Source organism: Streptomyces sp. NPDC003034 (genome assembly GCF_053591375.1).
The window spans coordinates 19,475-43,884 of record NZ_JBSFTS010000021.1; the positions used below are offsets into that span (position 1 = coordinate 19,475).

22 protein-coding genes and 3 pseudogenes are annotated in these 24,410 nt (G+C 71.7%); 9 read left to right on the top strand and 16 right to left on the bottom strand.

Annotation, left to right across the window (positions count from 1 at the left end):
* Window positions 1-8 precede the first annotated feature (8 nt).
* Genes egtD through egtA form a run of 4 tightly spaced genes read right to left on the bottom strand, consistent with a single transcriptional unit; the run spans window position 9 to window position 4,481 of the window.
* Complete coding sequence (gene egtD, locus ACWDX7_RS20545; protein ID WP_451491779.1) at window positions 9-992, bottom strand: L-histidine N(alpha)-methyltransferase; 984 nt, start codon at window positions 990-992, stop codon at window positions 9-11.
* On the bottom strand, window positions 989-1,777 hold the full coding sequence (gene egtC, locus ACWDX7_RS20550; protein ID WP_451491778.1) for an ergothioneine biosynthesis protein EgtC: 789 nt from the start codon (window positions 1,775-1,777) through the stop codon (window positions 989-991). Before egtC ends, egtD begins: the two co-directional genes overlap by 4 nt.
* A complete protein-coding gene (gene egtB / locus ACWDX7_RS20555) occupies window positions 1,777-3,090 on the bottom strand; it encodes an ergothioneine biosynthesis protein EgtB (RefSeq protein WP_451491777.1) in 1,314 nt (437 codons plus the stop codon). The genes egtC and egtB overlap by 1 nt, the downstream gene beginning before the upstream one ends.
* Window positions 3,087-4,481, bottom strand: coding sequence for an ergothioneine biosynthesis glutamate--cysteine ligase EgtA (gene egtA / locus ACWDX7_RS20560; protein ID WP_451491776.1), 1,395 nt, complete (start codon window positions 4,479-4,481; stop codon window positions 3,087-3,089). Before egtA ends, egtB begins: the two co-directional genes overlap by 4 nt.
* 106 nt (window positions 4,482-4,587) lie before the next feature.
* Here egtA and ACWDX7_RS20565 point away from each other — a divergent pair.
* Window positions 4,588-5,427 (top strand): annotated as a pseudogene (locus ACWDX7_RS20565) (TIGR02452 family protein).
* A gap of 255 nt (window positions 5,428-5,682) precedes the next feature.
* Here ACWDX7_RS20565 and ACWDX7_RS20570 read toward each other — a convergent pair.
* From ACWDX7_RS20570 to ACWDX7_RS20595, 6 genes and pseudogenes are all read right to left on the bottom strand, one after another.
* A complete protein-coding gene (locus tag ACWDX7_RS20570; protein ID WP_451491775.1) occupies window positions 5,683-5,994 on the bottom strand; it encodes a hypothetical protein in 312 nt (103 codons plus the stop codon).
* Between the two features lie 50 nt (window positions 5,995-6,044).
* Window positions 6,045-6,158 (bottom strand): annotated as a pseudogene (locus ACWDX7_RS20575) (IS701 family transposase); the annotation flags it as partial.
* A 184-nt stretch (window positions 6,159-6,342) separates the two neighbouring features.
* Window positions 6,343-7,134 (bottom strand): ABC transporter permease, encoded by a 792-nt coding sequence (locus ACWDX7_RS20580; protein WP_451491774.1) that lies wholly within the window; start codon window positions 7,132-7,134, stop codon window positions 6,343-6,345.
* Window positions 7,131-8,141 (bottom strand): ATP-binding cassette domain-containing protein, encoded by a 1,011-nt coding sequence (locus ACWDX7_RS20585; RefSeq protein ID WP_451491773.1) that lies wholly within the window; start codon window positions 8,139-8,141, stop codon window positions 7,131-7,133. The genes ACWDX7_RS20580 and ACWDX7_RS20585 overlap by 4 nt, the downstream gene beginning before the upstream one ends.
* A gap of 119 nt (window positions 8,142-8,260) precedes the next feature.
* Window positions 8,261-9,106: a DUF4097 family beta strand repeat-containing protein gene (locus tag ACWDX7_RS20590; RefSeq protein WP_451491772.1), complete on the bottom strand. Its 846-nt coding sequence runs from the start codon at window positions 9,104-9,106 to the stop codon at window positions 8,261-8,263.
* 157 nt (window positions 9,107-9,263) lie between these two features.
* Window positions 9,264-9,788, bottom strand: a complete 525-nt coding sequence (locus tag ACWDX7_RS20595; protein ID WP_451491771.1) for a toxin-antitoxin system HicB family antitoxin — start codon at window positions 9,786-9,788, stop codon at window positions 9,264-9,266.
* Window positions 9,789-10,286: 498 nt separating this feature from the next.
* Here ACWDX7_RS20595 and ACWDX7_RS20600 point away from each other — a divergent pair, with 498 nt between their 5' ends.
* Both ACWDX7_RS20600 and ACWDX7_RS20605 read left to right on the top strand, forming a co-directional pair.
* On the top strand, window positions 10,287-10,745 hold the full coding sequence (locus ACWDX7_RS20600) for a hypothetical protein (RefSeq protein ID WP_451491770.1): 459 nt from the start codon (window positions 10,287-10,289) through the stop codon (window positions 10,743-10,745).
* 98 nt (window positions 10,746-10,843) lie between these two features.
* Window positions 10,844-13,426 (top strand): YfhO family protein, encoded by a 2,583-nt coding sequence (locus ACWDX7_RS20605; RefSeq protein WP_451491769.1) that lies wholly within the window; start codon window positions 10,844-10,846, stop codon window positions 13,424-13,426.
* Between the two features lie 6 nt (window positions 13,427-13,432).
* Here ACWDX7_RS20605 and ACWDX7_RS20610 read toward each other — a convergent pair whose 3' ends face one another.
* Entirely contained in the window at window positions 13,433-15,589 is a 2,157-nt protein-coding gene (locus ACWDX7_RS20610) for a PIG-L family deacetylase (RefSeq protein WP_451491768.1), read from the bottom strand.
* A 546-nt stretch (window positions 15,590-16,135) separates the two neighbouring features.
* Here ACWDX7_RS20610 and ACWDX7_RS20615 point away from each other — a divergent pair.
* Together ACWDX7_RS20615 and ACWDX7_RS20620 are read left to right on the top strand one after the other, a co-directional pair.
* Window positions 16,136-16,525 (top strand): hypothetical protein, encoded by a 390-nt coding sequence (locus tag ACWDX7_RS20615; protein WP_451491767.1) that lies wholly within the window; start codon window positions 16,136-16,138, stop codon window positions 16,523-16,525.
* A gap of 117 nt (window positions 16,526-16,642) precedes the next feature.
* A pseudogene (locus tag ACWDX7_RS20620) lies at window positions 16,643-16,942 on the top strand (ArsR/SmtB family transcription factor); the annotation flags it as partial.
* A 116-nt stretch (window positions 16,943-17,058) separates the two neighbouring features.
* Here ACWDX7_RS20620 and ACWDX7_RS20625 read toward each other — a convergent pair.
* The 3 genes from ACWDX7_RS20625 to ACWDX7_RS20635 all read right to left on the bottom strand — a co-directional run bounded on the left by ACWDX7_RS20625 (window position 17,059) and on the right by ACWDX7_RS20635 (window position 18,575).
* Window positions 17,059-17,364, bottom strand: a complete 306-nt coding sequence (locus ACWDX7_RS20625) for a hypothetical protein (protein ID WP_451491766.1) — start codon at window positions 17,362-17,364, stop codon at window positions 17,059-17,061.
* Window positions 17,365-17,451: 87 nt separating this feature from the next.
* A complete protein-coding gene (locus ACWDX7_RS20630; protein ID WP_451491765.1) occupies window positions 17,452-17,964 on the bottom strand; it encodes a putative immunity protein in 513 nt (170 codons plus the stop codon).
* On the bottom strand, window positions 17,961-18,575 hold the full coding sequence (locus ACWDX7_RS20635) for a putative immunity protein (protein WP_451491764.1): 615 nt from the start codon (window positions 18,573-18,575) through the stop codon (window positions 17,961-17,963). The genes ACWDX7_RS20630 and ACWDX7_RS20635 overlap by 4 nt, the downstream gene beginning before the upstream one ends.
* An 88-nt stretch (window positions 18,576-18,663) precedes the next feature.
* Between ACWDX7_RS20635 and ACWDX7_RS20640 the strand changes: the two genes are divergently transcribed.
* From ACWDX7_RS20640 to tpg, 4 genes are all read left to right on the top strand, one after another.
* Window positions 18,664-19,401 carry a MerR family DNA-binding transcriptional regulator gene (locus ACWDX7_RS20640; RefSeq protein ID WP_451491763.1) on the top strand — a complete coding sequence of 246 codons (738 nt, stop codon included), beginning with the start codon at window positions 18,664-18,666 and terminating at the stop codon, window positions 19,399-19,401.
* Window positions 19,402-19,463: 62 nt separating this feature from the next.
* Window positions 19,464-21,563: a telomere-associated protein Tap gene (gene tap, locus ACWDX7_RS20645; protein ID WP_451491762.1), complete on the top strand. Its 2,100-nt coding sequence runs from the start codon at window positions 19,464-19,466 to the stop codon at window positions 21,561-21,563.
* Between the two features lie 72 nt (window positions 21,564-21,635).
* Window positions 21,636-22,031 (top strand): hypothetical protein, encoded by a 396-nt coding sequence (locus tag ACWDX7_RS20650; protein WP_451491761.1) that lies wholly within the window; start codon window positions 21,636-21,638, stop codon window positions 22,029-22,031.
* 3 nt (window positions 22,032-22,034) lie between these two features.
* Entirely contained in the window at window positions 22,035-22,592 is a 558-nt protein-coding gene (gene tpg, locus ACWDX7_RS20655) for a telomere-protecting terminal protein Tpg (protein ID WP_451491760.1), read from the top strand.
* A 175-nt stretch (window positions 22,593-22,767) separates the two neighbouring features.
* Here tpg and ACWDX7_RS20660 read toward each other — a convergent pair whose 3' ends face one another.
* A complete protein-coding gene (locus ACWDX7_RS20660; RefSeq protein ID WP_451491759.1) occupies window positions 22,768-23,703 on the bottom strand; it encodes a DUF1963 domain-containing protein in 936 nt (311 codons plus the stop codon).
* A gap of 37 nt (window positions 23,704-23,740) precedes the next feature.
* A complete protein-coding gene (locus tag ACWDX7_RS20665; RefSeq protein WP_451491758.1) occupies window positions 23,741-24,244 on the bottom strand; it encodes a hypothetical protein in 504 nt (167 codons plus the stop codon).
* Between the last annotated feature and the right edge of the window lie 166 nt (window positions 24,245-24,410).

The window sequence follows — 24,410 nt, forward strand, 5'->3', positions numbered from 1 at the left end:
GAGGCGGCTCAGAAAGCCGTGTGCGCCGGGGCGCCGGCGACCGCCAAGGACAGCGCGAAGCGGCCCTCGGCGTCCGTCCACCAATGCGTCAACTCCAGGTCCGCCGCCGCCAGTTCCGCCCGTACGCCGCCCTGACGGAACTTCGCGGACACCTCCGTCAGGATCTCCTCACCCTCCTCGAACGGCACCACCAGATCCAGCGCCCGGATCTTGACCAGCACCGCGGACCGGGCCCGCAGCCGCATCTCGATCCACTCCCGCTCCCGGTTCCACACCGCCACGTGCGCGAAGTCGGCGGTGTGGAAGTCCGCTCCCAGCTCCCGGTCGATGACGGCCAGTACGTTCTTGTTGAACTCGGCCGTCACCCCCTGCGCGTCGTCGTACGCCGCGACCAGCACCGACTCGTCCTTCACCAGGTCCGTGCCCATCAGCAGCGCGTCCCCGGGCGACAGCATCGCCCGTACGGACGCGAGGAACACGGCGCGCTCCGGCGGCAGCAGATTGCCGATCGTGCCGCCCAGGAACACCACCAGCCGGGGCCCGGGGGAGTCCGGCAGGCGCAGCGCCCGCGTGAAGTCGGCCAGCAGCGCGTGCACCCGCAGCCCCGGATGCTCCGCCAGCAGCGCCTCGGCCGCACCGGTCAGGGCGCTCTCGCTCACGTCCACCGGTACGTAGGTGTCCAGCCCGGGCAGCGCCTCGATCAGGTGCCGGGTCTTCTCCGAGGATCCGGAGCCCAGCTCCACCAGGGTGCGCGCCCCGGTCACCGAGGCGATCTCCGCCGCCCGCTCCAGCAGGATCTCCCGTTCGGCGCGCGTCGGGTAGTACTCGGGCAACCGGGTTATCTCCTCGAAGAGTTCACTGCCCCGCGCGTCGTAGAACCACTTGGGCGGCAGCACCTTGGGGGTACGGGTCAGCCCCTGTGCCACATCCGTGCGCAGCGCGCTCTCCGCGGCGTGCTCGTCGAGGGTGCGGGTCAACTCGAAGTCACTCACTGTGTTCCTCTCCCTCGGCCGAGGGGCGTCTCTTTCAGGTCTTTCATGGGGGTCAGCTCCACCAGCGTGCGGTCGGCGGTCAGCAGGGTCCGGTCGGGCACCTCGCACCAGCGCGGGTCGTCGTCGTAGGGCTCGGACGCCACCACCACGCGCCCCGCCGGCACGCCGGGCAGGTACCAGAGGGAATCGCCCCAGGCCGTCGCGGCGATCGAGGCGCCGTCGGTCAGCAGCAGGTTCAGCCGGGACCCGGGCGCCGCCGCGGACAGCTCCAGGACCGGCCCCGCGAGAGCCGCGCCGAGGTCGTCCCCGGCCCGGAGGCGGGCCAGGACCAGCGCCCAGATCAGTGCCGAGTCCGTGCGAGCGGCCAGCTGGAGCAGTTCCACGGGCGCCAGCCCGGCCGCGAGCGGAGCCGCCGCGTCCGGCCAGTCCCGTACCGAGCCGTTGTGGCTGAACAGCCACGGTCCGTCCGCGAACGGCGCCGCCGCGGCCTCCCCGTCGGCGCCGAGCCGTGTGCCGTCCCGTACGGCGGCCAGCAAGGCGCCGCTGCGCACCGCACGGGCGAGATCGGCGAAGGTCATGTCGCTCCAGACCGGTCCGCCGCGCCGGTACCGGGCGGGGACCGGGTCGCCCTCGGCGTACCAGCCGATCCCGAAGCCGTCCGCGTTGACCGTGCCGCTGCGCTGCCGGCGCGGTTGCCAGGCCTGCCGGACCAGCGAGTGCTCCGGCTCGCTCACGAGCCGGCCCAGCGGCACCACCGGTCCGACATAGGCGAGATGACGGCACATCAGTCGCTCCTCGCTGTCCGGAAGCCGCAGAAGATCTGCCTGCGCACGGGTAGGTCCCAGTTGCGGAAGGTCCCGCGGCAGGCCACCGGGTCCACGGCGAAGGAACCGCCGCGCAGCACCTTGTGCCCGGGGCCGAAGAAGACCTCCGAGTACTCCCGGTACGGGAAGGCCCGGAACCCCGGATACGGCAGGAAGTCGGAGGCGGTCCACTCCCACACGTCACCGATCAGCTGGCGCACCCCCAGCGCGGACGCCCCGGCGGGGTAGCTCCCGGCGGGAGCCGGGCGCAGGTGGCGCTGCCCGAGATTGGCGTGCGCGGGGGTCGGGTCCGCGTCGCCCCACGGGTAGCGGGTCGAGCGGCCGCTGCGCGGGTCGTGGCGGGCGGCCTTCTCCCACTCCGGCTCCGTGGGCAGCCGGCGCCCCGCCCAGCGGGCGTAGGCGTCCGCCTCGTACCAGCTGACGTGCAGTACGGGCTCCTCACCCGGCACCGGCTCCGTCACCCCGAACCGGCGGCGCAGCCAGGCGCCGCCCTCGCGGTGCCAGAACAGCGGCGCTTCGATGCCGTGCCTGCGGATCTGCTCCCAGCCGGCCTCGGCCCACCAGCGGGGCTCGCGGTAACCGCCGTCCGCGATGAACCCCTCGTAGGCGGCATTGGTCACCGGCGCCGTGTCGATCCAGAACGGTGCGGTCTCCCGGATGTGCGCGGGCCGTTCGTTGTCCAGCGACCACGGTTCGGTGGAGGTGCCCATCGTGAACGGGCCGCCGGGGACGAGGACTTCAGCCGCGGCGGGCGGCTGCCCGGGCGGCGGATCCGGGTCCGGGGCGGTCAGTACGGGGGCGCCGCGCCGCAGCTGGTGCGTGATCAGCATGGTCTCGTCGTGCTGCTGCTCGTGCTGGGCGATCATCCCGAAGGCGAATCCGGCGTCGAGCAGCGCCGTGCCCTCCAGCGGGGTGTGCTCCAGCAGGTCGAAGACCCGGCCCCGCACCTCGGCCGCGTACCGGCGAGCCTCCCGGGGCCCCAGCAGCGGCAGTTTCGGCCGCTCGGCGCGCGGATGCTCGAAGGCGTCGTAGAGCGGGTCGATCCCGGGGTGCATGGCCTCGTGTCCGGCCACGCGGCGCAGCAGCCAGAGCTCCTCCATGTTGCCGATGTGCGCCAGGTCCCAGACAAGCGGGGACATGAGCGGGGAGTGCTGCGCGGTCAGGTCCTGGTCGGTGACGGCGTCGGTGAGTGCGGCCGTACGGGCGCGGGCGGCCGTCAGTGCGGCGGCGGCGCGCTCGCGCTGGCTCTCCTGGGACGGGGTTGGTGTGGTCACCCGCGTGCTCCCTTCCCCGGGGACCGGCGCTGGGGGAGCCGGTCGTCGGCCGGGCAGCGGCCGCGCAGGACGTAGCGCTGGGTGAAGGCCGCGACGGTGTCCCGCACGTGCGGGCTCGCGCCGAGCCGGGGCAGCGCCTCGGCGGCGGCGCGGAAGCAGGCGGTGGCCGCCCTCCGCAGCTCCGGATGTGCGGGCCCGTGGCGGGCGGCGGACTTCCACAGCGGATTGCGGGGCGCGGGTCCGTCACCGTACGCGTCGGCCAGCGCCTTCGTCACCCGGTACGCGGTCTCGGAAGCCTCCGGATCGTCGAACAGCGCGTGCACGACGGCCGCCGGGACGATCCACCCGTCGTCGCCGGGCTGCGCGTCGATCATGCGCAGCTCAAGGTGGCCGCGCGGCCGTACGGGTGGGAAGAGGGTGGTCAGGTGGTACTCCAGGTCCTCGGCCGTGGGCGGCCGCAGCTCCCGGCCCTTCCCTCTGCCCCGGCTCCCGCACCGGCCCTGGCCGCTGGTGCGCAGCCAGGCGCGGAAGGTCGTGCCGCGCGGCAGCTCCCACGGGCCGCCGTCGTACGACCTCACGCACATCACCTCGGTGTCCAGCGCCTGCCGGATCCACCCCGCGCGCGGCTCGGCGTCCAGGGGAGGGGCGAGGGCGCGCCGGGCGTCCAGGTCGCTCCAGACACCCTGGCGGGCACAGCGCCAGCCGGCGTACGGGCCTTCGTGGGCGGGGGAGTTGGCGAAGGCGGCCACCAGCACCGCACCCAGCAGATGCGACAGCCGCCAGCGCCGGCCGTGGCCGTGCACGCCGGGCTCCTCCTGGCCGGCGTCCACGCAGACCTGCACGGAGGCGGAGGCGGACATCATGGCGCGCCCGGCCGGGCCGGTGCGGTCGAAGTAGGCCTCCATGGCCTCGTAGCGGGGGTCGGCCAGGAGGCGGCGGTGCGGGCGGCGCGGATCCAGGCCGAGACCGAGCAGGGCCAGGCCCAGGGGGAGGAGGGCGGCCCGTACGGCGTCGAGGTCGGCCCGGAGGCCGTCCACGCACGCGGTGAGGGAGGTGGCGGGGGCGGAGCTCAGTTCCAGCTGGCCGCCCGGCTCGAAGGTCAGCGCGGAGCGCAGGGGCAGGGCGCGGGCGGCGTCGTGCGCGGCGTGCAGCCGCTCGGGGGGCAGGCCCAGCTCGGGCCGCTCGGCGTCCACCACCAGCCATTCGAGTTCGGCGCCGATGAGGCGGGGCGGACCGGTCTTGAAGCAGATGCCGTGGAGCAGGTCCTCGGCGGCGGCCTCGGTGAGGGGCACGGACCCGGCCTCGTCGGCGGGCGGGGCGAGTGGCGGCGGGGCGGGTGGGGCGGCTGGCAGAGGGGCGCCTGCCAGAGGGGCGGGCGGATCATGCGGCATGACCGGGTCCTCGTCTTCTGTCGTCGGCCGTGACATCACCCGTGCCTACCCGTCCCGTGGGTACAAATACCTTTGCCGCCAAGGGTGTGGTGCGGAAGATGGCGACGTGAGCAGCAGATTGCGCGAAATCGCGCGGGAGAACAGGGACGTCCTGGCGGCCGGCGGCTACCGGACGCGGTCGGGACGGCAGGTCTCCCTCGCCGCCGCCCTGGCGGAGGCCAAGGCGGAAGCCAGGATATATGGACCAAACCGTGTCATTCCAGGTGACGTACTCCCCGAGGGGCGCGGTGAGACGGCGGTCGAGGTCACCGGGGAGAGCAGCGGTCGCGGCCCGAAGGCTCGCGACGGACGGCCCCCGGGCGGGCTCGGTGGCGGTCCTGAACTTCGCCTCGGCCCGCAATCCCGGCGGTGGTTACGTCCACGGCGCCAAGGCGCAGGAGGAAGCGCTGTGCCGTGCCTCGGCGCTGTACGAGACCCTGCTGGAGGCGCCGGAGTACTACGAGATCCACCGCGCGGAACGCACACCTTCTACACCGACCGGGTGATTCACTCACCCGGGGTCCCCGTCTTCCGCGACAACCGCGGCGAGCTCCTGGAGACACCCTTCCGGGCCGGCTTCCTCACCTCCCCGGCTCCGAACGCGGGCACGATCCGGCGGCAGGAACCGCAGCGCGTCGCCGAGATCCCGGGGGCGCTGGTCCGCCGGGCGGAGCTCGTCCTGGAGGTGGCGGCGCTGCACGGCTACCGGCGCCTGGTGCTGGGCGCGTGGGGATGCGGCGTCTTCCAGAACGACCCGGCGGAGGTGGCCGGGGCCTTCCGGGGACTGCTGACGGGACGGTTCGCGGGGGTCTTCGAGCGGGTGGTGTTCGGCGTACTGGACCGCGACCCGGCGACCCGGGAGTCATTCGAGCGCACATTCGAAGACTTCCCCACCACCCCGGCCTGAGCCCCACACGCCGCGCCACGCGCTGGCCCGGACATGAAGTCGTGGGAGGCCGGGTTCTGCGACGGTCTGCGGACCGCGCGTTCGCCTCGTCGTCCTCTGCGGTGGCGGACGGTCTGGCGCATGCTCCGACTGAACCGGCCGCGGTGATACACCCCTCTAGCGTCCGGAGACCAGTCTGACAGCTGGCCGCCCGCCGCGGGGGTTCTGGTCCGTTGTTACGCGGACCAGAAGACCCGTGGCCCGTGGCCCGTGCGTTCAGGGAAACGAAGCTTGTCCGGCGGGATCCGTGGGGTGGCCTGCGAGGCGGCGGGCTTCGGCCGTGACCTCTGCATCGACCTGTGCTGCCGTTCTGTCGCCATATTCGAGGACGTCGTACTCGTCATCGAGTTCGGCGAGCAGCTCAGTCAGGGGCAGCTCATGTCCGTAGTGCCGGTGAATCCGGAAGGTGAACTCCCTGGGTGTCAGCTCGCCGGCGAGCATGCGGCGGGCGAGCGCTCGGGCGACGGCTTCTTGGCCGGAACTGCTGGTCACCGTGAGGCCGAGTTCGTCGAGTGCTGCGGGAAGCAAATCGTGGACGTCATAGTCCGCCTCGGCGCGTGTGCAGGCGCAAGGATACGAAGGCCTGGCATATACGCCAGCGCCGACTCACGCGGCTCCGACCTGGCAAAACGATGCACGAACCGCTCGTGCAGCGCCTTCAGTTCACCCGCCCACGATCGGGCATCAGCCAGTTACTCACCCATGAACAGACCAACGACCTACCTGCCAAACCGTCACGAGAAAGACCGTTGCAGTACGAGGACCGGCGCCGCCCGCCGCCAAGCGCGGCCGGGCGGCGTACGCCGACGCGGTGTCGGGGTACGCCGCCCTGGGCGGGGCCGAGCCGTGTGAGAGCGGCCCGCCCCGTCACGGCGGTTACTTCGGGTCGCGGTTGAACTTCGAGGCCGACCAGAAGTATCCGAGCACCGCCAGACCCAGGCACCACAGGACCGCCAGCCACCCGTTGTGGCCGATCCCGCTGCCCAGCAGCAGCCCCCGCAGCGTCTCGATGGCCGGGGTGAACGGCTGGTACTCGGCGAACGGCCGGAACCAGCCCGGCATCGCCTCCACCGGCACGAAGGCGCTGGACAGCAGCGGCAGCAGGATCATCGGCATCGCGTTGTTGCTGGCGGCCTCGGCGTTCGGGCTGATCAGACCCATGCCGACCGCGACCCAGGTGAGCGCCGTGGCGAAGAGCACGAGCAGCCCGAAGGCCGCCAGCCACTCCAGTACGCCGGCATCCGTGGACCGGAAACCGATGGCCACGGCGACGGCGCCCACGAAGACCACGCTCAGGACCGACTGCAGCACGCTGCCGACGACGTGCCCGACGAGCACCGAACCGCGGTGGATCGCCATCGTACGGAAGCGGGCGATGATGCCCTCGGTCATGTCGTTGGAGACGGACACCGCGGTCCCGACCACGGTGCCGCCGATGGTCATCAGCAAGATGCCCGGGACGATGTACGCGATGTACTGGGAGCGGTCCGCGCCGCCGCCGCCGATACCCGCGCTCATCACGTCGCCGAAGACGTAGACGAAGAGCAGCAGCAGCATGATCGGGGTGAGCAGCAGGTTCAAGGTGAGGGACGGGTAGCGCCGCGCGTGCAGCAGGTTGCGGCGCAGCATGGTGTTCGAGTCGCGCAGGGCGAGGGAGAGGGCGCTCATCGGACTGCCTCCTTGGGCTGGTTGGGCGCGCCGGTGTCGCCGGTCAGGGCGAAGAACACGTCGTCGAGGTCGGGGGTGTGCACGGTCAGCTCGTCCGCCTCGATACCGGCCGCATCCAGCCAGTCGAGGATGGAGCGCAGCTCGCGCTGGCTGCCGTCGCTGGGGATCTGCAGCGCCAGCGCCTCGTCGTCCCGGGTGACCTCGCGCAGCGCGGCGGCGGCGCACTGGTAGGCGGCCGGGTCGGCGAACCGCAGCCGCACGTGCCCGCCCGGGACGAGCCGCTTCAGCTCCTCGGCGCTCCCCTCGGCGGCGATCTTGCCGTCGCTCAGCACCGCGATGCGGTCGGCGAGTTCGTCGGCCTCCTCCAGGTACTGGGTGGTGAGGAAGACGGTGACGCCGCCGGAGACCAGCTCGCGGATGATGCCCCACATGGTGTGGCGGCTGCGCGGGTCGAGGCCGGTGGTCGGCTCGTCGAGGAAGATGATCCGCGGGCCTGCGACCAGCGTCATGGCGATGTCCAGGCGGCGCTTCATGCCGCCGGAGTAGGTGGAGGCGGGCTTCTTCGCGGCCTCCACCAGGTCGAAGCGCTCCAGCAGTTCGGCGGTCACCCGCCGCCCCTCGCGGCGCGAGAGGTGGTGCAGGTCCGCCATGAGGAGCATGTTCTCCTCGCCGGTGATCAGGTTGTCGACGGCCGAGAACTGCCCGGTGACGCCGATCGCGGCCCGCACGGCCTGCGGGTCGGCGGCCAGGTCGTGACCGCTGACGCGGATGTCGCCGGAGCCGGCGTCGGCGGTGATGAGGGTGGAGAGGATCTTGACGGCGGTGGTCTTGCCGGCGCCGTTCGGGCCGAGCAGCGCGAAGACGCTGCCCGCCGGGATGCGCAGGTCGATCCCGTCCAGGACGAGCTTGTCGCCGTAGGACTTGCGCAGTCCGGTGGCGCGGATGGCGGCGGGCGGCTCCTGGCCGTTGCCGCTCCCGGACCCGGGCACAGACCCAGACGTAGGCATGGACATGACAGATGAAGGCATGGGGTCCTCCCGATCGAAGGCTGGAACGGAGTGAAAGGCGGGCGCGGACCCGCAGGCGCGGCGCGGCGGAAGCTCAGGCGTGGGGGCGTGGTGGAAGCTCAGGCGCGGGCGCGGTGGATGTCGATGTTTCCGTAGCGCGTACGGGCGCGGACCTCGACGGTGTCCTCGGACTGCTCCGGGCCCTCGGAGGCGGTCAGCGAGTTGTGCACGCTCCCGATGTCCGAGCTGACGTCGAGCCAGGCGGCGGTGCCCTCGCGCACGCCCACGTCGATGGCTCCGTAGGCGGTCTGCAACTGGACGCTCCCGCGGGCGACTTCCACCACACGCAGCGTGCCGTTCGCGGTGGTGGCCGAGACGGAGGCGTGGGCGCGCTCGATGATGATGTCGCCGTTGGCGCCGCTGACCCGCAGGTCGCCGGTCACGTCGCTGACGCTGGTGGTTCCGTGCGAGTTCTTCAGGACGGCGGCGCCCGTGACCGTACCGACGCGCATGCTGCCGGAGCTGGTGCTGATCTCGGCGGCGCCCTCGACGCGGTCCACGGTGATGGAGCCGTGGGAGGCGGTCAGGTGCAGCGGCCCGGTCGTATCCAGGCGGACATCCCCCGAGGAGGTCTTCACACGGACCTCGCCCAGGCGCCCGTCACCGCGCACTTCCGCCCACCCGCCGGTCGCCTCGACCTGGGAGCCCGCGGGCAGTTCGACGGTGATGTCGACGGTGCCGGTACGCCCGAAGAGGTAGCGCTGCTTGGGCGTCCTGATGTGCAGCTTGCCGCCCGAGTAGGTGACTTCGGTCTGCTCGGCGGCCCGTACGTCCTGGTCCTTCTTCGGATCGCGCGGAGCCACCTCCACGGCGGTGTCGGCGCGGTCCGCCGCGGCGAACCGGATGGATCCCGCCTCCACGTGGGCGTTGACCGAGATCGGCTGGGGAGTGTCGAAAGAAGGCATGGCTGTCCCGTCCTCTTGGGTCCTCTGGAATGTTCGTGGCGCCCCCGCTGGTGGGACGTGGTGCTGGTGAACTCGTTGCGAGAGGCTGCCGGCGCGAGCTGCCCTGGCGAGGGCTGTCGTGCCGAGGGTTTTCGAGGGCTGTCGTGCCAGGGGCTGGTCAGCGCACCCAGCCCGTGAAGCTCTGGCTGCTGCTCCTGGTCTTCCCGGCGGTACGGGGGGCGGTGGCGCCGCCGGTGTCGACCGCGGCCGACACGACGCGTACGAGCCATGCGTTGACCGACAGGCCCTCGCCGGCCGCCGCCTCCTCGGCGCGGGCCTTGAGGTGGGCGGGCAGGCGCAGATTGACGCGGGCGGTGCCGCCCTCGTCGGTGTCGGCGGGGGCCGCGGCCGGTGCGGGCGCGGGAGCCGGTGCGTCGAGCGGTCCGGTCCGGTCCTCGTGCTGCGGCAGCACCACCACGAAGTCGGGGTCCAGGCCGCGCAGCCGTACGTCGACCGAGCCGGGGGCGAGCTCACGGGTGACCTCGTCCATGGCGGCGGACAGCACATTGAGCAGGGTCAGGCGGGTGGCCGACTCCAGCGGCGCGGTCAGCCGCTCGGCGAGCTCGCGGGCTTCATCACCCCCGGCCTCGGCGGCCACCGCCAGTTCCCGGTGGAGTTTTTCGACGTACGGCGTCAGGTCCATGACCCCACTATGGCATCAATGTGGCGCCATCGGCAAGCCTGACGGTGCGATGCATGGCGCCGGATCGGCCTTCGGGGCATGGGGGAGCTCATCGTTGCAGGTCAGGTGGAGGGTAAGGAGGTGCGCGTGAGTGCGGTGCCACGTGGCCACAGGCTGGCACCGCACCGTGCCGCGGGGGCCGTTCGGGGTCGCGTGGCGCCAGGTGGTGCCACGTAACTCCGCGTGGCGTCACGTAGTGCCGTACGCGTGTCACGGCGCCGTACGGGTGCCACCTGGGTCGCCCGGTCTCACAAGCTAGTGCCGGGAGCGCCAGGGCCATCCACCATCCCCTCCAGCGGTAACCAACTGCCACGAACAGGGCCTCCTGCGTGGCAGTGGCCAATGACGCGGCTTAGTCTCGTTCCGCATGCCCGCCATGGAAACAGCGTGCGGTTGCCGGGCTGCCGAGAGGTCCGCGGGGCCGGGCCTTTCCGTGATGTGCTCGCGAAAGGACACCCCATGCGAATAGCAGGCTTTCGCAGCGCCGTCGCTTTCATCTCCCTGGCCGTGGCCGTATCGGGCTGCAAGCAGGATTCGTCACCGGAATGGGAATATCCGAAGCTCAAAGCCGCATTGAAAGACTTCGGTGCGACATTGGAAGGCCGCTGCGCCGCTTCGGTTCCCGGCGGCTGCCTGCGCAAACTCGACCGGCTGAGCGCGGTCTCCGAGCAGGCCTTCGGGCACGTTCTGGAATACAAGCTCTTAGACGAAGAATATGTTGATGCCCGCAATGAGCTCGCGAAGGCGAAAGCCCGGCGTGCCGCCGCCTCCACGGAAGCCGCCTCGCGCGGCGACCCCCGGTACCCGCCTCTGCGGCACGCGGTGGCAGCGGAGGTGGCGGCCTATCGGCAGGTCCTTGAGGAGCTGGAAAGAATCCGCGTCAGGCCGCCGTCGGCTGACGTCTGGTCGCCTGTGTGACCCTCCTCCCCATCGAATGAGTCTTCCCCCATCCGCCAAGTCCGGTACCGCACAGCGAATACGCCGGGCGGCACCCTTAGCAGCGGGATACCGACGAGATGGCGTCCTCCTCACCAAAGGCCCTTTCCGCATTCCGCCCCCGCACCGATCAGGCCCTGGCCGCCTGGTGCGCGGCCCTCCTGTCCATGGGCGCCTACTGCCTCGCGATGGCCGTGCACGGCACTTACCCTTTCGGTGCTCGCTCGCGTGCGGTCAACGATCTCGGCAACCAGCTCGTGCCGTTCCACGCCCACTTGTGGGACCTGATGCACGGCAACACGACCGGCGATCTGTACTTCAACTGGTCAAGCGGATACGGCACGCCGTTCCTGGGTGACTTCTTCACCTACCTGATGAACCCGTTCTCCTGGCTCGTCGGGGGCTTCCCACGCCACCTCGTGGAATTCCCGGTCTTCCTGGTCACCCTGTTCAGCATCGGCCTTGCCTCCGCCCTGATGACCCTCTTCCTGGGCCGGCTGCACCCGGGCTCCCCATGGCTGCGAGCCCTTCTCTCCGTCTGTTTCGGCCTGAGCGCCTGGACCATCTCCGACGGCTTCGCGGACCCCATGTGGATGTGGGGTCTGGTGGCGCTCCCGCTCCTGGGCATCGCCTACGACTGGTGCCTGCATCGGCGGCGCTGGGTCGCCGGCACCCTGCTGGTCGCCCTCTCCTGGGCAGGCAACTTCTACACCGCGGCGATGGCCACCCTGGGCATGGCCCTGGTACTGCTCGTGCGTCTGCTCCTCGACGCCCGGGCGGGCCGGGAGCGGCTGAACAGCTTGCTGCGCGCCGCCTCCATGACCCTGGCAGGCATCCTCCTCGCCGCGCCGGTCCTCACCGTCAGCCTCAGGGCGAGCCGCGCAGCGCAGCCGGCGCCGGCGGCGCTCTACGCAGGACCACCCCGCGTCACCAACTACCTGGCGCAGCTGCTGCCCGGAGGGCTGTCCGAGGGGCCGCGCATCTCCGTGGGCATGCTGCCCCTGCTGCTCATCGCCACTTTGCCCTTCATCCGCCGGGTACCCATGAAGGAACGTTTCTGCTGGCTCTTCCTCATCGCTGTGATGGCAGGTTCCTTCGTCTGGGTGCCCACGATCCTGCTCTGGCACGGACAGGCGATGCCGAACGGAAGCCCCTACCGCGCCTCCATCGCCCTGACCGCCGTCCTGGTATCCGTTGCCTGGCTGGCGCTCGCCCGTGAGCCCGGCCGCAGGGAACTGCTGTGCGGAGCGGGCACCGTGCTCCTCCTGGTCCTGCTGGTCCGGGGCAGCCCGCACATGAGCCGCGGCCCGTGGCTGCTGACGGCCGCCGGCCTCGTCCCCCTGGCCCTGCTGCTGGCGCTGGACCGGTACCGGGGACATCGCGGGTCGCGCGCGGTGCTGACGGGCGCCCTGGCCGGAACGGTCTTTCTCGCCTCCGCCTACACCGTCTTCAACACCACGGTCATCCGGGACGGCTCCGACTGGTGGAGGCCCAAGCGCACCTACGACAGCGAGTCCCTGGCCACGTACGAACTCCTCAAGGCGGCCGACGACTGGCCGGCCACGCGCACGGACCCCGGGCCCCACGAGTACGCCAACAACGATCCCATGCTGCTTGCCGGCCAAGGAGGTTCGTACTACAGCAGCTACTTGCCCGCCCGCACGGCGGGAGCATTGCAGCGGCTCGGCGCGGGCTGGTACATCCAAGGCCGGCACACGCTGAGCTTCACCGACCCGGTCAGCCGGGCGATCATGGGAATCAGCAGTTATCTCGACCGGAGCACCGGCCCGCGCGGCCTCAGGCAGCGCACGGTGCCCGCACCACCGATCGTCACCGTCCGGCCTGCCGGCACGGTCCTCGACCACCTCGCCGCGGACGCCACCGTCTTCGCCCGCCAGGAACGAGTCCTCGGCGCACGCGTGTACGAGGTACCCCGCCTCCGCCCCTCACCGAGCCCTCCCCCCGGCCCCGGCCCTGGCCGTGAGCCCGGCCCCGCACCCGCCCCGGAGCCCGTCCCCGGACGTGGCTGGGCGCTGGTCGCGGACCCGGGAGGGAGCTTCGGCCGGACCTTCACCGCGCACTGCACACCGGGCACCGAGGCGTACTGGTACGCACCGTGGTTCTTCGGCCGGGTCGAGGCACAAGGCCGGACGGTCAAGAGCTTCGGCCGCCACAGCATGACGGCCCATGGCCTGATCGATCTGGGGAAGGTACCGGCGAACGGGACGATCGCGGTGACGGCCCTCTCGGGACGCGGGCAATACCTGCCCCCAAGCCCCCTGGGCTGCCTGGACCGGGCCTCGCTCGACCGCGCCGTCAGCCACCTGCGCTCCACCGGACCGCAGCGGCTCCGCGCGGGCGGACATGCGATCGAAGCCGTTTTCACCTCCCGGACCAGGGGAACCGCAGTCCTCTCCGTACCCGCCACCTCCGGCTGGCAGTGCGCGGCCGACGGGGCCCGGGCCACCACCCCCCGCACACTCGGCGGCCTGATCGCCGTCGACCTGGGCGAGGGCGCCACCACGCTGCGGTGCGCCTTCCGCCCCCCGGGCCTGCGGCTCGGCCTGGCAGCCAGCGCGGCCGGCGCCGCCCTCGTGCTGCTGGTGGCAGCCGCAAGCGCGCTACGCACCCGCCGTAGGGCGCCGAAGGACACCAGCCGCTGATGGCCGTCAGGGGCGGAGCGCGCGGTGCCAGAGGGAAGGCGGGCGAGGGGCGTCGGGCCGCGAGGTGACCGGCGGGCTCGTGGTGATGTGCAGCTCGGCGTCCAGACCGAGGACCGCCATCGAGGCCGGGCCGCCCCTCTCCACCAAGCCCGCCGGGGCGCCCGTGTACAGCATCCGGGACTCCTCCCAGACCGGCGGCCCGCCCGTAACCGCCGCACCGAACATCCCCGCCGAACTGGCCGTCCTGCCCGCGCTGCTCGCCGGATCGGCCGCGCCGGCCGTGCCGGCCGTGCTGATCGTGCCCGCGCTCGCGCGGCCTGTGAGCAGCCGGCCCGCGGCGCTCACCGCGCCGTAGCCGGCCCTGCCGCCGGCTTCGGTGACGGGGGAGAGGTCCAGGCCCGCCCTGCCCGCGGTGGCCAGGGCCGTACGGACCACACCCGAGCCGGGGCCGCGGAAGAACAGCCGTACCCCTTCACCGTCAGGGGACACCGACAGCGGGACCGTGGTCGGCGGCAGCCCGGTGGGCAGGGGGCCCTTGAGGGGAGCGTCCGGGGTCTGCTGGATCCAGGCCAGCACGCTCTTGCCGGTGGCCGCGTACAGGTGGCGCCTGCCCGCCGCATCCGTCGCAGTCACGGGCTCACCCTGAAGATCGGCCCCGCCCCATGCCTGCCAGGCGCCGAACGGGCCGTCCGGCACTGACTGCGCGCGGGCGCGCAGCGTGCGCTTCGCATCGCGCACGTACACCGTCATCCGGCCCGCCCGGTCCACCGCGACCGCAGGCCCGCTGATCGCCGAGGTACCCGCCGCGTCCGTTGCCTCGGGGGTGCCGAGTGTCTGCCACGGGCCGAACGCGCCGTTGGGTGCGGCCTGGACGGCGTACACGATGTCACGGCCGTAGTCCTGCGGCCCGGCGCCCAACGTGGTGCGCGTGCCGAACACCGCGATCCTGCCGTCGGCCAGCCGGACCGCCGCAGCCCCCTGGTCCATGCCGGTGCCGGGCAGCAGCTCGGGCCCCTGCCAGTGCGCCCCCGGGCCGCTGCGCGACCAGTACGCCATCCGCCCGTCCAGGACCGCGAACGCCCACAGCCGTCCCGCGGCGCCTTCGGCCATCCACGCGGTGCTGTCACCGCGGCTGTAGCGGATGCTCTGGCTCCAGCCGTAACCGGCGGGCCGGGCGGCCGTCTTGCGGTCCCCGCAGCCCGCGGGGCTGCCGCACCACTCCTGATGGTCCGACCAGGCGTAGGTCTTGAGGTAGCCGAGCTTCTCCTCGGCCGTCTGCGGGTCGAGCGTCGAGGGCAGGGAGGTGTTGAGGTAGCCGCTGTAGTTCTGGACCGAGAAGTGCGGCCGGTCCGCCGACTTCGCGTAGTGCTCGGTGGCCGCCTGTATGAAGCGGGCGCCGTACATGTGGTCCTGGTGGTCGATCAGCGCGCCGCCCTCTTCCCACCTGCCGGGCGTCGGGTCCTGCACCCGTATCGTGGTCGGCTCGTACCGCTCCAGCACACCCGCGACGGTGCGTACGACCTGCTCCCTGGTGTAGGAGAACGACTGCTCCACCGGCGTCCCCGAGGTGAGTTGAGCTCCCAGGGCGGCGCTCTTGCCGTCCCACAGACCGCGCAGGCTGTCCGGGTTCTCGCCGTCGATGCTGCGTGCCTCGCGCAGCTGCAGCCACACCAGGTTGATCCGCGGCTGGGCCACCAGGACGTCCACCTCCGCGAACCCGCCGCCGGCGGTGGGTATGGACGTGCGCTCCCAAGGGCTCGTACGGTCCCCGGTGGCCATCTGCGCGTAGGCGCCCCGGATGCCGTTCTGCCGGGCCTCCGCGTACGCGGCGCGGTCGGCGGGCCGCACGGGATCCTGCACGTGCCGGCCGTGGGCCTCGTTGCGGCCGTCGGACTCACCGGAGGTGAGGTAGGCGGTGGTCACCTTGATTCCCGCCCGTATGGAGCGGCTCAGGTCCGGGTTCATGAAGAAGAGGTCGTCGTCCGGGTGTGCGACGACATGCACCACGGAAACCTCGCTCACGCTCGCCCGGGCGGCGGTCCTGCCCGGCGCGCTGTCCGGCCGCACCGTCCCGTGGCCGTGGGCCGCGGCTATCACCCCGCCGGTGCCGGCGCAGAGCACGGTGAGCAGGGCAGCGAGACGGATGCTGCGGGGGAGGGACATCTGCGCGCCTTGAGGGTCGGTCCAGCGGCGAATTCCGCCGAGCAGGTGAGGCCGGTGCAGCTACGGAAAGTTGGTTCACCGCATATGCGGAATGCTTGCTTCCGGTGGCGACCCGGGCATGATTATGCACGCGCTCATGTGATTGACGCACCATCAAGTCGGATATGCAGCAGAAAGATAGCGATAAAGCCTTTGAGGCTGAATCGGTGACTTGATGGCGATTTGAAACTTTGCCCGATTCGGGAGGAATGCGTCACCTCAACGGGTCGGCGGCGCGGCCCGGCGGTCAAAGAGCCACCGCGGGTCCGGCTCGCCGCGGACAGCCACCGTCGGCGCGATGGCGACCACGGCGTGGCGTGCGCCTCCACGTGCCGGAGCCGCGGTCCGGGAGCACCGTGGAGGTAGTCGTTCGACAGAGGTGAGACAGTCATGGTGATCCCGCCTGGTCAACAGCCCCCTTCCTCCGGTGGGGGCTGGGGAGCCCGGCCGCCGCAGCCGCCGCAGCCGCCGCAGCCGCCGCAGCCGCCGAGGAAGTCACGGACGTGCTTGATCGTCACGCTGGTCCTGGGAGGCATTGCACTCCTCGCCGTCATCGCCGTCATCCTCGTCATCGCGTTCGTGGCCACGGTGGAGGACCCCAGCCGGGACGACCCTCACGGGCCGGTGGGGGATGTGAAGATCACTGCCTGCGAGGTGGACGCCGGTACGAAGTGGCCCCACGCCGACCTCGACGTCACCAACCGCAGCAGCAAGCCGAGCGACTACGTCGTCAGCGTGGAATTCGTGGGGCCGTCGGGCGAGCGCCTCACCGAAGCCCACACCGCCGTCACCCACCTGGCACCCGGCCAAGTCGCCCGCGACCGAGCCCAGAGCCTGACGCAGGTCACCGACCCCGTCACATGCCGGATCACCGACGTGACGCGGGTCGCCTCCTGAACCGCGGCGCCCGCACGGCCTGCCGGAGCCTGCTGCCGGGACCACCCCGCGCCTGAGGGACCGGGCCGGCCGTATCCGAACACGGACGTGCGGTTGTGCCTCCGGCGGCCGGTCACCGTGGCCGAGCCGAGTCCCTCGGAGCCCGTACCGCTGGAAACGGTCACCCTACGGCTGGAGGCATTCGCACATCCGGTACGCCTGCGCCTCCTGCGCACCCTGGCCCGCGGCCCGCACACCACCGGCGAACCGGCCCACGCCTGGGAACTCTCACCCCCGGAGGTTTCCCGCCACCTCGCCGTCCTGCGCCGAGCGGGCCTCCTCACCGCCCGACGGCACGGGCGTTACGTCCGCTACACCCTTCACCTGCCCGACCTGACGGCGCTGGGCGCGGACCTGCTGGCGGCCGTACTGCGCTGAGCGGCCCCCTGGCGGACCGCGGCGAGCAAGACGCAAGCCGACCCGCGTCCAGCGCGCCGGCGGCCTGCCGCGACTGCCACTTTCCCCCACAGGTCTCGGCACACCGACCGAAGCGCTCAGATACGGATCAGCCCCACCGCGAGGGCGAGACCGAAGGGCACGGTGATGTGGCAGGTGATCATCGTCGGCCATTCCCACAGGCTCATCCGGAAGCGGGCGCGCACCAGCAGGGTCCACTCGTAGTACATCGCGCAGAGCGTGAGGATCAGCAGGGGGACCCAGAGCGCGGTCCACCACCCCTCCGTCCCACCCAGGCGGACGCTGAGGAAAAAACCGCCGGAGAGCAGGGCGGTCGCCCCCCAGCCGGGCTTCTCCGCCGCCGTCTTCGCATCCTCCGCCGCCGTCTGCGTTGTTGTGTCCATGATCGGCGAATCTACACGGCCGCGGTGGGGAGCGCGCCGGCCCACGGCGCCTGCGCACTGGCCCGGCGCAGCCCGGGGGCGGTGGAGTCAGTCGAACACCGACCAGCAGATGTCGTTGCGCAACCTCTGGTCATCGAGGACGAGCTCGCGGATCGCCTCCGGCAATTGCCCACGCTGCCACTGGCACTCGATCCGCCCTGCGGCCTCCCCGCGGCCCTCCGGCGCCGCTGCACGTGCGGCCTTGATCGCGTAGGCGGCCGCGCCGAGCTCGTGCGCGGCGACGTGGGCGACCGCCCCGGCCTGGCCGGCGGCGTACGCGGCATGCCGTGCCGCGCCGCGCAAGTCCCTGGCTGCGCCCATCGCATGGCCACCCGCCGCGCGAGCCCGCATCATCTTGACCTCACCACGCACCCAGGCCCTCGCATGCTCGATCGCCTGGCGCGGTCGCGGGTCCCCGGGCCGGGCCGCCTCGAAGAGGTGGAGTACGTGCTCGGCGCAGGAGGCAGCCCACAGAGCAAGGAGCCGGTGATGGTCATCGGTGAGAATCCCACCGCGGCGGATCGTCACGAAGCGAGGGTCGCGGACCTTCGGGAGGATCATGAGTCGCGTTCCCTGCTGGGCGCGTTGGCGCGACTCCCCGCGCTGTCCTCTGCCGGCCGGTCAGCCGCCTCACGCAGCAAGCGATCCAGAGTGCTCATCAGCCGGACGACATGATCGCTGCCGCTCGCCACGGGCGGGTAGCGGCGCAGCACGTCGAGGAGGACCGGTGTCGCACGCCGCCGCGACCGTTCCAGCAGGGCATCCACCACCGCTGGGTCACCGCCCGCCTCCAACTGACCGATGCGCGCGGCGCTCGCGGAGGCCCGCAGGATATGGCCGACCTGGCCGGCCCGGGCGATGGGATGCAGGTATGCGGCCGCCGCGGCGTCACCGGCGGATCGCGCGGCCAGTCGCGCGGCTTCGCAGGGCGCGGACCGGGCGGCCCGATGCGCTTCGAAGGAAGCGACGCGCTGCGACTTCGACCTGTTGGCGCCATCGATGAACGCCCAGGCCGCCTCGATCGCCGCACGGGGGCGCGGATCATCGGGAACAGCACGCTCGAAGACCGCCAGGACGTCCTCGGCGTGCCGGACCACGTAACGTGCCACGACGCGCAGCTCGTCCATCGTCAGGTCGAAGTCGCCGGACACGGTGTGTGTGCTCTTTGCCATGTCACTGAATTGTATTCTTGAACGCCCGGTGGAGACTTTATGGCCGGTTTTCCCACCACGGGCGTCGGAACCCTCAATCGGAGGTCACATGCGACCCGTGGACCTGGCCCGTCGGCATGGCCTCTCCACGCAGGCGGTTCGCAACTACGAGGACGCCGGCCTCATCCCGCCCGCCCACCGCGGCCCGACCGGGTACCGGGACTACACCGCCACACATGCCGCCGGTCTCGCGGCCTACCTGGCGTTCGTCCCCGCCTTCGGCTACTCGACGAGCCGGAGCATCATGCGGGCGGTGACCAGCGGCCGGCTGGACGAGGCTCTGGAGCACATCGACGCCGGGCACGCGCTCCTGGCTCGCGACCGAGACGCGCTCGCAACCGTCGAAGCGGCGCAGGCCCATCTCCACGCCGCCACCCCCGATGCGGCGGTCAGTCATCGTGCGCCGTACAGCATCGGTGAACTCGCCCGCCACCTCGGGCTCAACCCGGCCACCCTGCGGGCCTGGGAACGCGCCGGGGTCCTCACCCCGCAACGTGATCCGCGCACCGGGCACCGCCAGTACCGGGGGCTGGACGTCCGCGACGCTGAACTGGCGCACCTGCTGCGCCGAGGAGCCCAGGACCTGGGCACCATCGCCACCGTCCTCGGACAACTCCGCGAGGCCGGCAGCCTCACAGCGCTCGCCAGGACCATGGAAGAGTGGCGGCGCGGCCTCAGGGCCCGCGGAACGGCCCAGCTGTACGCCGCCGGTCGGCTATCCCTCTACCTGGACGCGTTGGACTACCGGCCGACGTCACGGCACCTCCCCGAAACACCGTCCGAATGAGTTAAAGAACCGGTTAAACACCGGGGTAAGAGTTGCTAGGGTTCGGGGTGGAGGTAGCTGATATGGCATCTGAGGAAGAGCTGTTCGCGTCCGTCGACGCCCTGTTGCAGGAGGAGCCGCAGCTGCCGCCCCCCGCTGAGCGGGCCCGGCTGCGTGAGGCCGCCGGGATCACCCAGGCCCGCCTCGCGCAGGCCCTCAAGTCCACGACGCAGACGGTGAAGAACTGGGAGAACGGCCGTTCGGAGCCCAAGCCGCCGCGGCTGGAGGCCTACCGGCGGCTGCTGGACGGCTGGGCGGCGAAGTACCCCGCCCCCCGCATCACCCCCGCGGCCGCGCCCCCCGCACCCGCCCCGCAGCTGATCCCGCAGACGGCCCCCGCCCCCACCGCCACCCGCCCCGCCGCCCCCCGCCGCGCCCCCGAGCCCGCCGCCCGGCCTGCCGAGGTCTCGCGCCGCCCGGCCGCCGCCGCGCGGAAGGCCGCGAAGCCGGCGGCGGCCGACCCGCGCTTCCCGCACGGCCCGCTCGCGGTCCTGGACGGCGACGGACAGGCGTACGCCATGGACGGCATGGTGCTGGACTGCCCGGCCGCCACCATCCCGGAGCTGGTGGAGTGGACGCTGCGTGAGTCCGGCCTCGGTGCGCCCAAGCTGAACCGCAACGGCAAGGACTCCGACCCGCTGATGGTCCTCACCGGGTCCGCCGCCGTGAGGCTGGGTCTGCCGGAGCACCTGGAGGGCCACGAGCAGCGCCGCTCGCTGCGTCTGCCGCAGGACCACCCGGTGGTCAGGCAGGTCGCCAAGGCGAAGTGGCAGCTCACGCAGCGCGGCTTCGGCCCGTGGGCCCGCGTCTACCGCCCCACCCAGACCGGGCAGCGGCAGTGCGTGCAGCTCGCCGTCCTCTCCTGGGACGCCCTCGACGAGCGCTCCTGGCCGGGCGTCACGGACATGGAGCCGGCCGACATCGCCCGCGTCCTCGGCGTCTACGCCCAGCGCGTCATCACCCCGCGCGGCTCAACAGCCGTAACCGGGCTGGAGCTGATGACCGCGCTGCGCCCGCCCACGAGGGCTGTACAGGACCCCACCACCGGGAACTGGGTCTCCGGCCACAACCCGGGCAGTCTGGGGACGGCGCCGATGGACCCGGCTCCGCCGGAGGCCAGGCCCGAGCACCCCGTCGTGGTGAACTCCGGCTGGAGCGGCGGCTTCCTCAACGAGGAGGCGTACCAGTGGGTGCGCGACGTCGACCTGCTGACGGATCAGGAGTGCCTGCTGCCCTGGGCGATCGGCCTGGACCTCAACACCGCGTTCCTCGCGGCCGCGGCGAGGCTGACGGTGGGCCTGTCCGGCCCCGACCACTTCCACCGCCCCACCTTCAACCCGAAGATCCCCGGCTCCTGGCTGGTCGATCTCTCCCACATCGAGCTCGACCCTCGCCTGCCCTCGCCGTTCACGCCGACCGGCGTACGCCCCGAAGGGCCGGGCTGGTACCAGACGCACACCGTCGCCTACGCCCAGGAGCTCGGCTACGACGTCCACCCCATCGAGGCCTACCTGCGGCGCGAGACCGGGGCGTATCTGGACCCGTGGCACGACCGCCTCAAAACGGCGTACGTCGACACCCTCGCCGACCTGGGCGTCACCAAGGACCTCACCGAGCAGGAGTTCCTGGCGGCGATGGAACGGCACAAGCAGGCCGACCCTGCCCTGGCCGCCGTCCTCGCCGCCATCAAGGCGACCGTGAAGGGCGGCATCGGCAAACTCCGCGAGGGCCCGCAGGGCAAGAAGTACAAGGACGGCGAGCGGTGGCCGGCCCTGGAGCGCCCGACCTGGCGCCCCGACATCCGCGCCGCAGTCATCAGCAAGGCCCGGGTCAACATGCACCGAAAGCTGGGCAACATGGCGAAGATGACCGGCCTGTACCCGCTCGCCGTACTGTCCGACTGCGTCGTCTACCCCTCGCCGGGCGCGAGCCCGCTGGACTTCCTGCCGTACGCCGCCTCCGGCAAGCCACAGCCCGGAGCCTTCCGCCTCGGCCCCAGCCCGGGCCTGGCCAAGCTGGAGGGCGTCCAGGAGATGGCCTGGGCGGTCGACCTGATGGAGAAGGGCCTCAACCCGGCCCGCCACATCAAGGGCGGCGACGCCGTCCTCGATGACGGCGAGTAACTCCCCCCGTAACCCCCCCTGCCCCCAGCCCGCCCGCCCGTACGGGACAGATCACCGAAGGAGCCCCACTCGATGAACACCACCGACGCCACCGTCTCCCCGCGGTGGCCCGTCCCCCTCACAGGGCCCGTCCACGACCCGGCCCTGTTCGCGCGGGCGATGCGTGACATGCGCCTGACCTGGCGCGCCCGCGGTGTGCTGGCCGAACTCGCCACCGGCTACAACCCCGGGCAGGAACCCACGATCACAGAACTGGTCCACCTCAACCGCGACGAACGCGCAGCCGCCGAGGGCCGCGAGGCCTTCCGCAAGGCGGTCGGTGAGCTGCGCACCCTCGGCTGCCTCACACCCGACTCCACCACCGCCTCCGGTGTGGGGGAGCGCCTGGTCGTGGACCTCGCCCCGTCCGCCGGCGCCCACCTGATCCCCCAGCGCTACGGCCACGGCCCGTTCCCGGACGGGAGCTGACCGGTGGGGGATATCGAGGACGCGATCGAGCGGGCCGACCGGGAGGGGTTCACCCGCAAGCCCCCCAAGACCCTCAAGGCCCAGATCGGCTACCTGCTCAGGCAGTTGGGCAGCGCGAAAGCCGTCGCGGCGGAACTGGGCATCACCGCCGACTCCGTCAACCGCTACCGGCGCGGCGCCAGGAAGCACCCGCCGAACGACATCACGGCGAAGATCGAGGCGGCGGTGCGGTCCCGCTGGCAGCCCCGGGTCCGCAAACGCCGACACGAGCGGGCCGCGGCCTCGGGCGGGATCACGGTGGAGACCCGAGCCCGCTTCGGCTACACCGCGCCGGTCGGCACGACCGACGACGGCCGCCTGCGCCGCCTCACCGTCCACCTCCCCCCGACGTACGCACAGCGGCTCTTCGACGCCCGCGCGGCGGGCGCCAGCGACCACGACCTGCGCGCGATCATCGCCGAAGGCTTCAAGGACGTGTATTTCCAGGACGGCGGAGGCCGCGCCCAAGGTCTCACCGATGTCGCCATCAACGACATCGACTACATGGATTTCGACTTCTGAAACAGCCAGGGCATTCGGGCCGGCCGGTACGGGTGTGACTGAGCGCTTCAGTTGGCCCCTGAGCGTGCTAGTTGGCCCGCGCGCACTTGGCGGCCCTCGAACACTGCAGTCCGTGGTGCGTGGTCCCCGGAACGCGGGCGGCGAGGCGGTGGTGGTGTGGGAGGGCTCAGGGCGGTCAGTCCGAGTCGTACCAGTGAGCGACGGGGCGCTCCGGGCAGGCACGGCACTCGAAGATGTACACCGAGCCCACACTGCCCACGTCAAGCCCGGTGGGGTCCACAGGGACTGCCCGACCGCCGTCCTCGTCCCGGTCCTCCGAGGGCAGCCAGATGCGCCACGAGGCTCCGTCGCATTCCCGGCTCGCCACGGTGAGCAGGTGGTCCATGCGGCGGCCGCACCCCTCGCAGTCCACCCATCCCTCCCCTGTGAACCAGGACGGATACCCGCCGATCTTGATGCCCGGCGCCTCGGCGAAGTCAGAGAAGGACAGCAGCGGAATCGACTCCTGCCGTGGTATCGCCTCCCGCAGGCGGCGGAAGTCGTCCCGCCACTCGTCGGTCAGGTCTTCCGGCAGATCCCAGCTCGGGTATTCCGTCACCCGCTCCGGGTGGACCACGCACGGCGCCGGAACATGCCGACGGGCCGCAGCCGGATCCGTTGGCGGCGCCGGGAGCACTGCCTGTACCGCAGCGGAGTCGCGCCAGAACACCGCAGGCCACGGTGATGCGGGAAAGTCGTGGGTGAACGGGCACCAGAGCACCTGCAAGAGATCCGCGCCCTCAGGAAATGGCACCACGCCGGGCGGCAGGTCCGAGCGGAAGGCCTGCACGACCGGCACCATCGGCACCCTTGGGCTGCTCGGCAGGCCGTCGCTGAAGCCGCTGTGCATTTGCGTACATACCGGCCATCCCTCGTGTGCCGGCCACAGCAACGGCCCGCCCACGGAGCTCTCGGTATACGACGGCGCACCCTGCCTCGGGTGCAGACGCACCGTGTCCCGCGCCCACGCGGCGAGCCCTGGAACCAACCCCACCACGTCCACGGGACGTGGCGGCGTCCGCCGTCTCGCCACGCCTGCGCCGAGGTCCGAGTCCATCAGATGATCATTCATGGACGGAACCCTGCCAGACAGAACCTGAGCGCTGCAGTTAGCCGGACTGGCCAACTGCAGCGCTCAGCCACAGTTGGCGACTTGAGCGGGCGGCGTCGACGGCTTGGGTGAGCTGGGCGGCGTAGGCGTCAAGAAGCGGCTTCATCTGCTGGTAGTAAGGCTGCTTGTTCTGCCGGAGCCAGTGGCCGATGGTGAACCGGTCCTGGCTCCATGCCGCGTCGAGTTCGGGGTCGTTTCGGGCTTCGACTGGTCGTGGTGCGAATGGGGTTTCGCCGCAGGTGACTTGGGTCCAGATGGAGGCCGTGACGGCGAGGCGTGCGCGGTCCTCGGAGACGTAGCGGGGGCTGGGCCGGCGCTTGAGTTCGTCGGCGATCTGGTGCCATGTGTCTGGTGGCAGTGCCCAGTCGGTGAGAAGGGTGCGCCGGTGCCGGTAGTCGATCAGTGGTGAGGAGGCGAGGTCTGCGGCGATCGCGTCCGCGGCTTGTTCGTATGCCTCTGGGGTGCCCTGACGGCGGGACCATCTGGTGATGGGTGTGCCCAAGCCCTTTCCATCGATGCCGAGTCCGCGGAATTCGCAGCGTCGTTGACGGTCTTTCCGAGGGTCCGTCGGACGAGGAAGGCGGAGGTTGTGCGCCGCAGGACCGGCATGGTGAAGGCGACGGTGAAGGCGCCGGGGTGGCGTTCGGCCCACTCCAGGGGAGGAACGC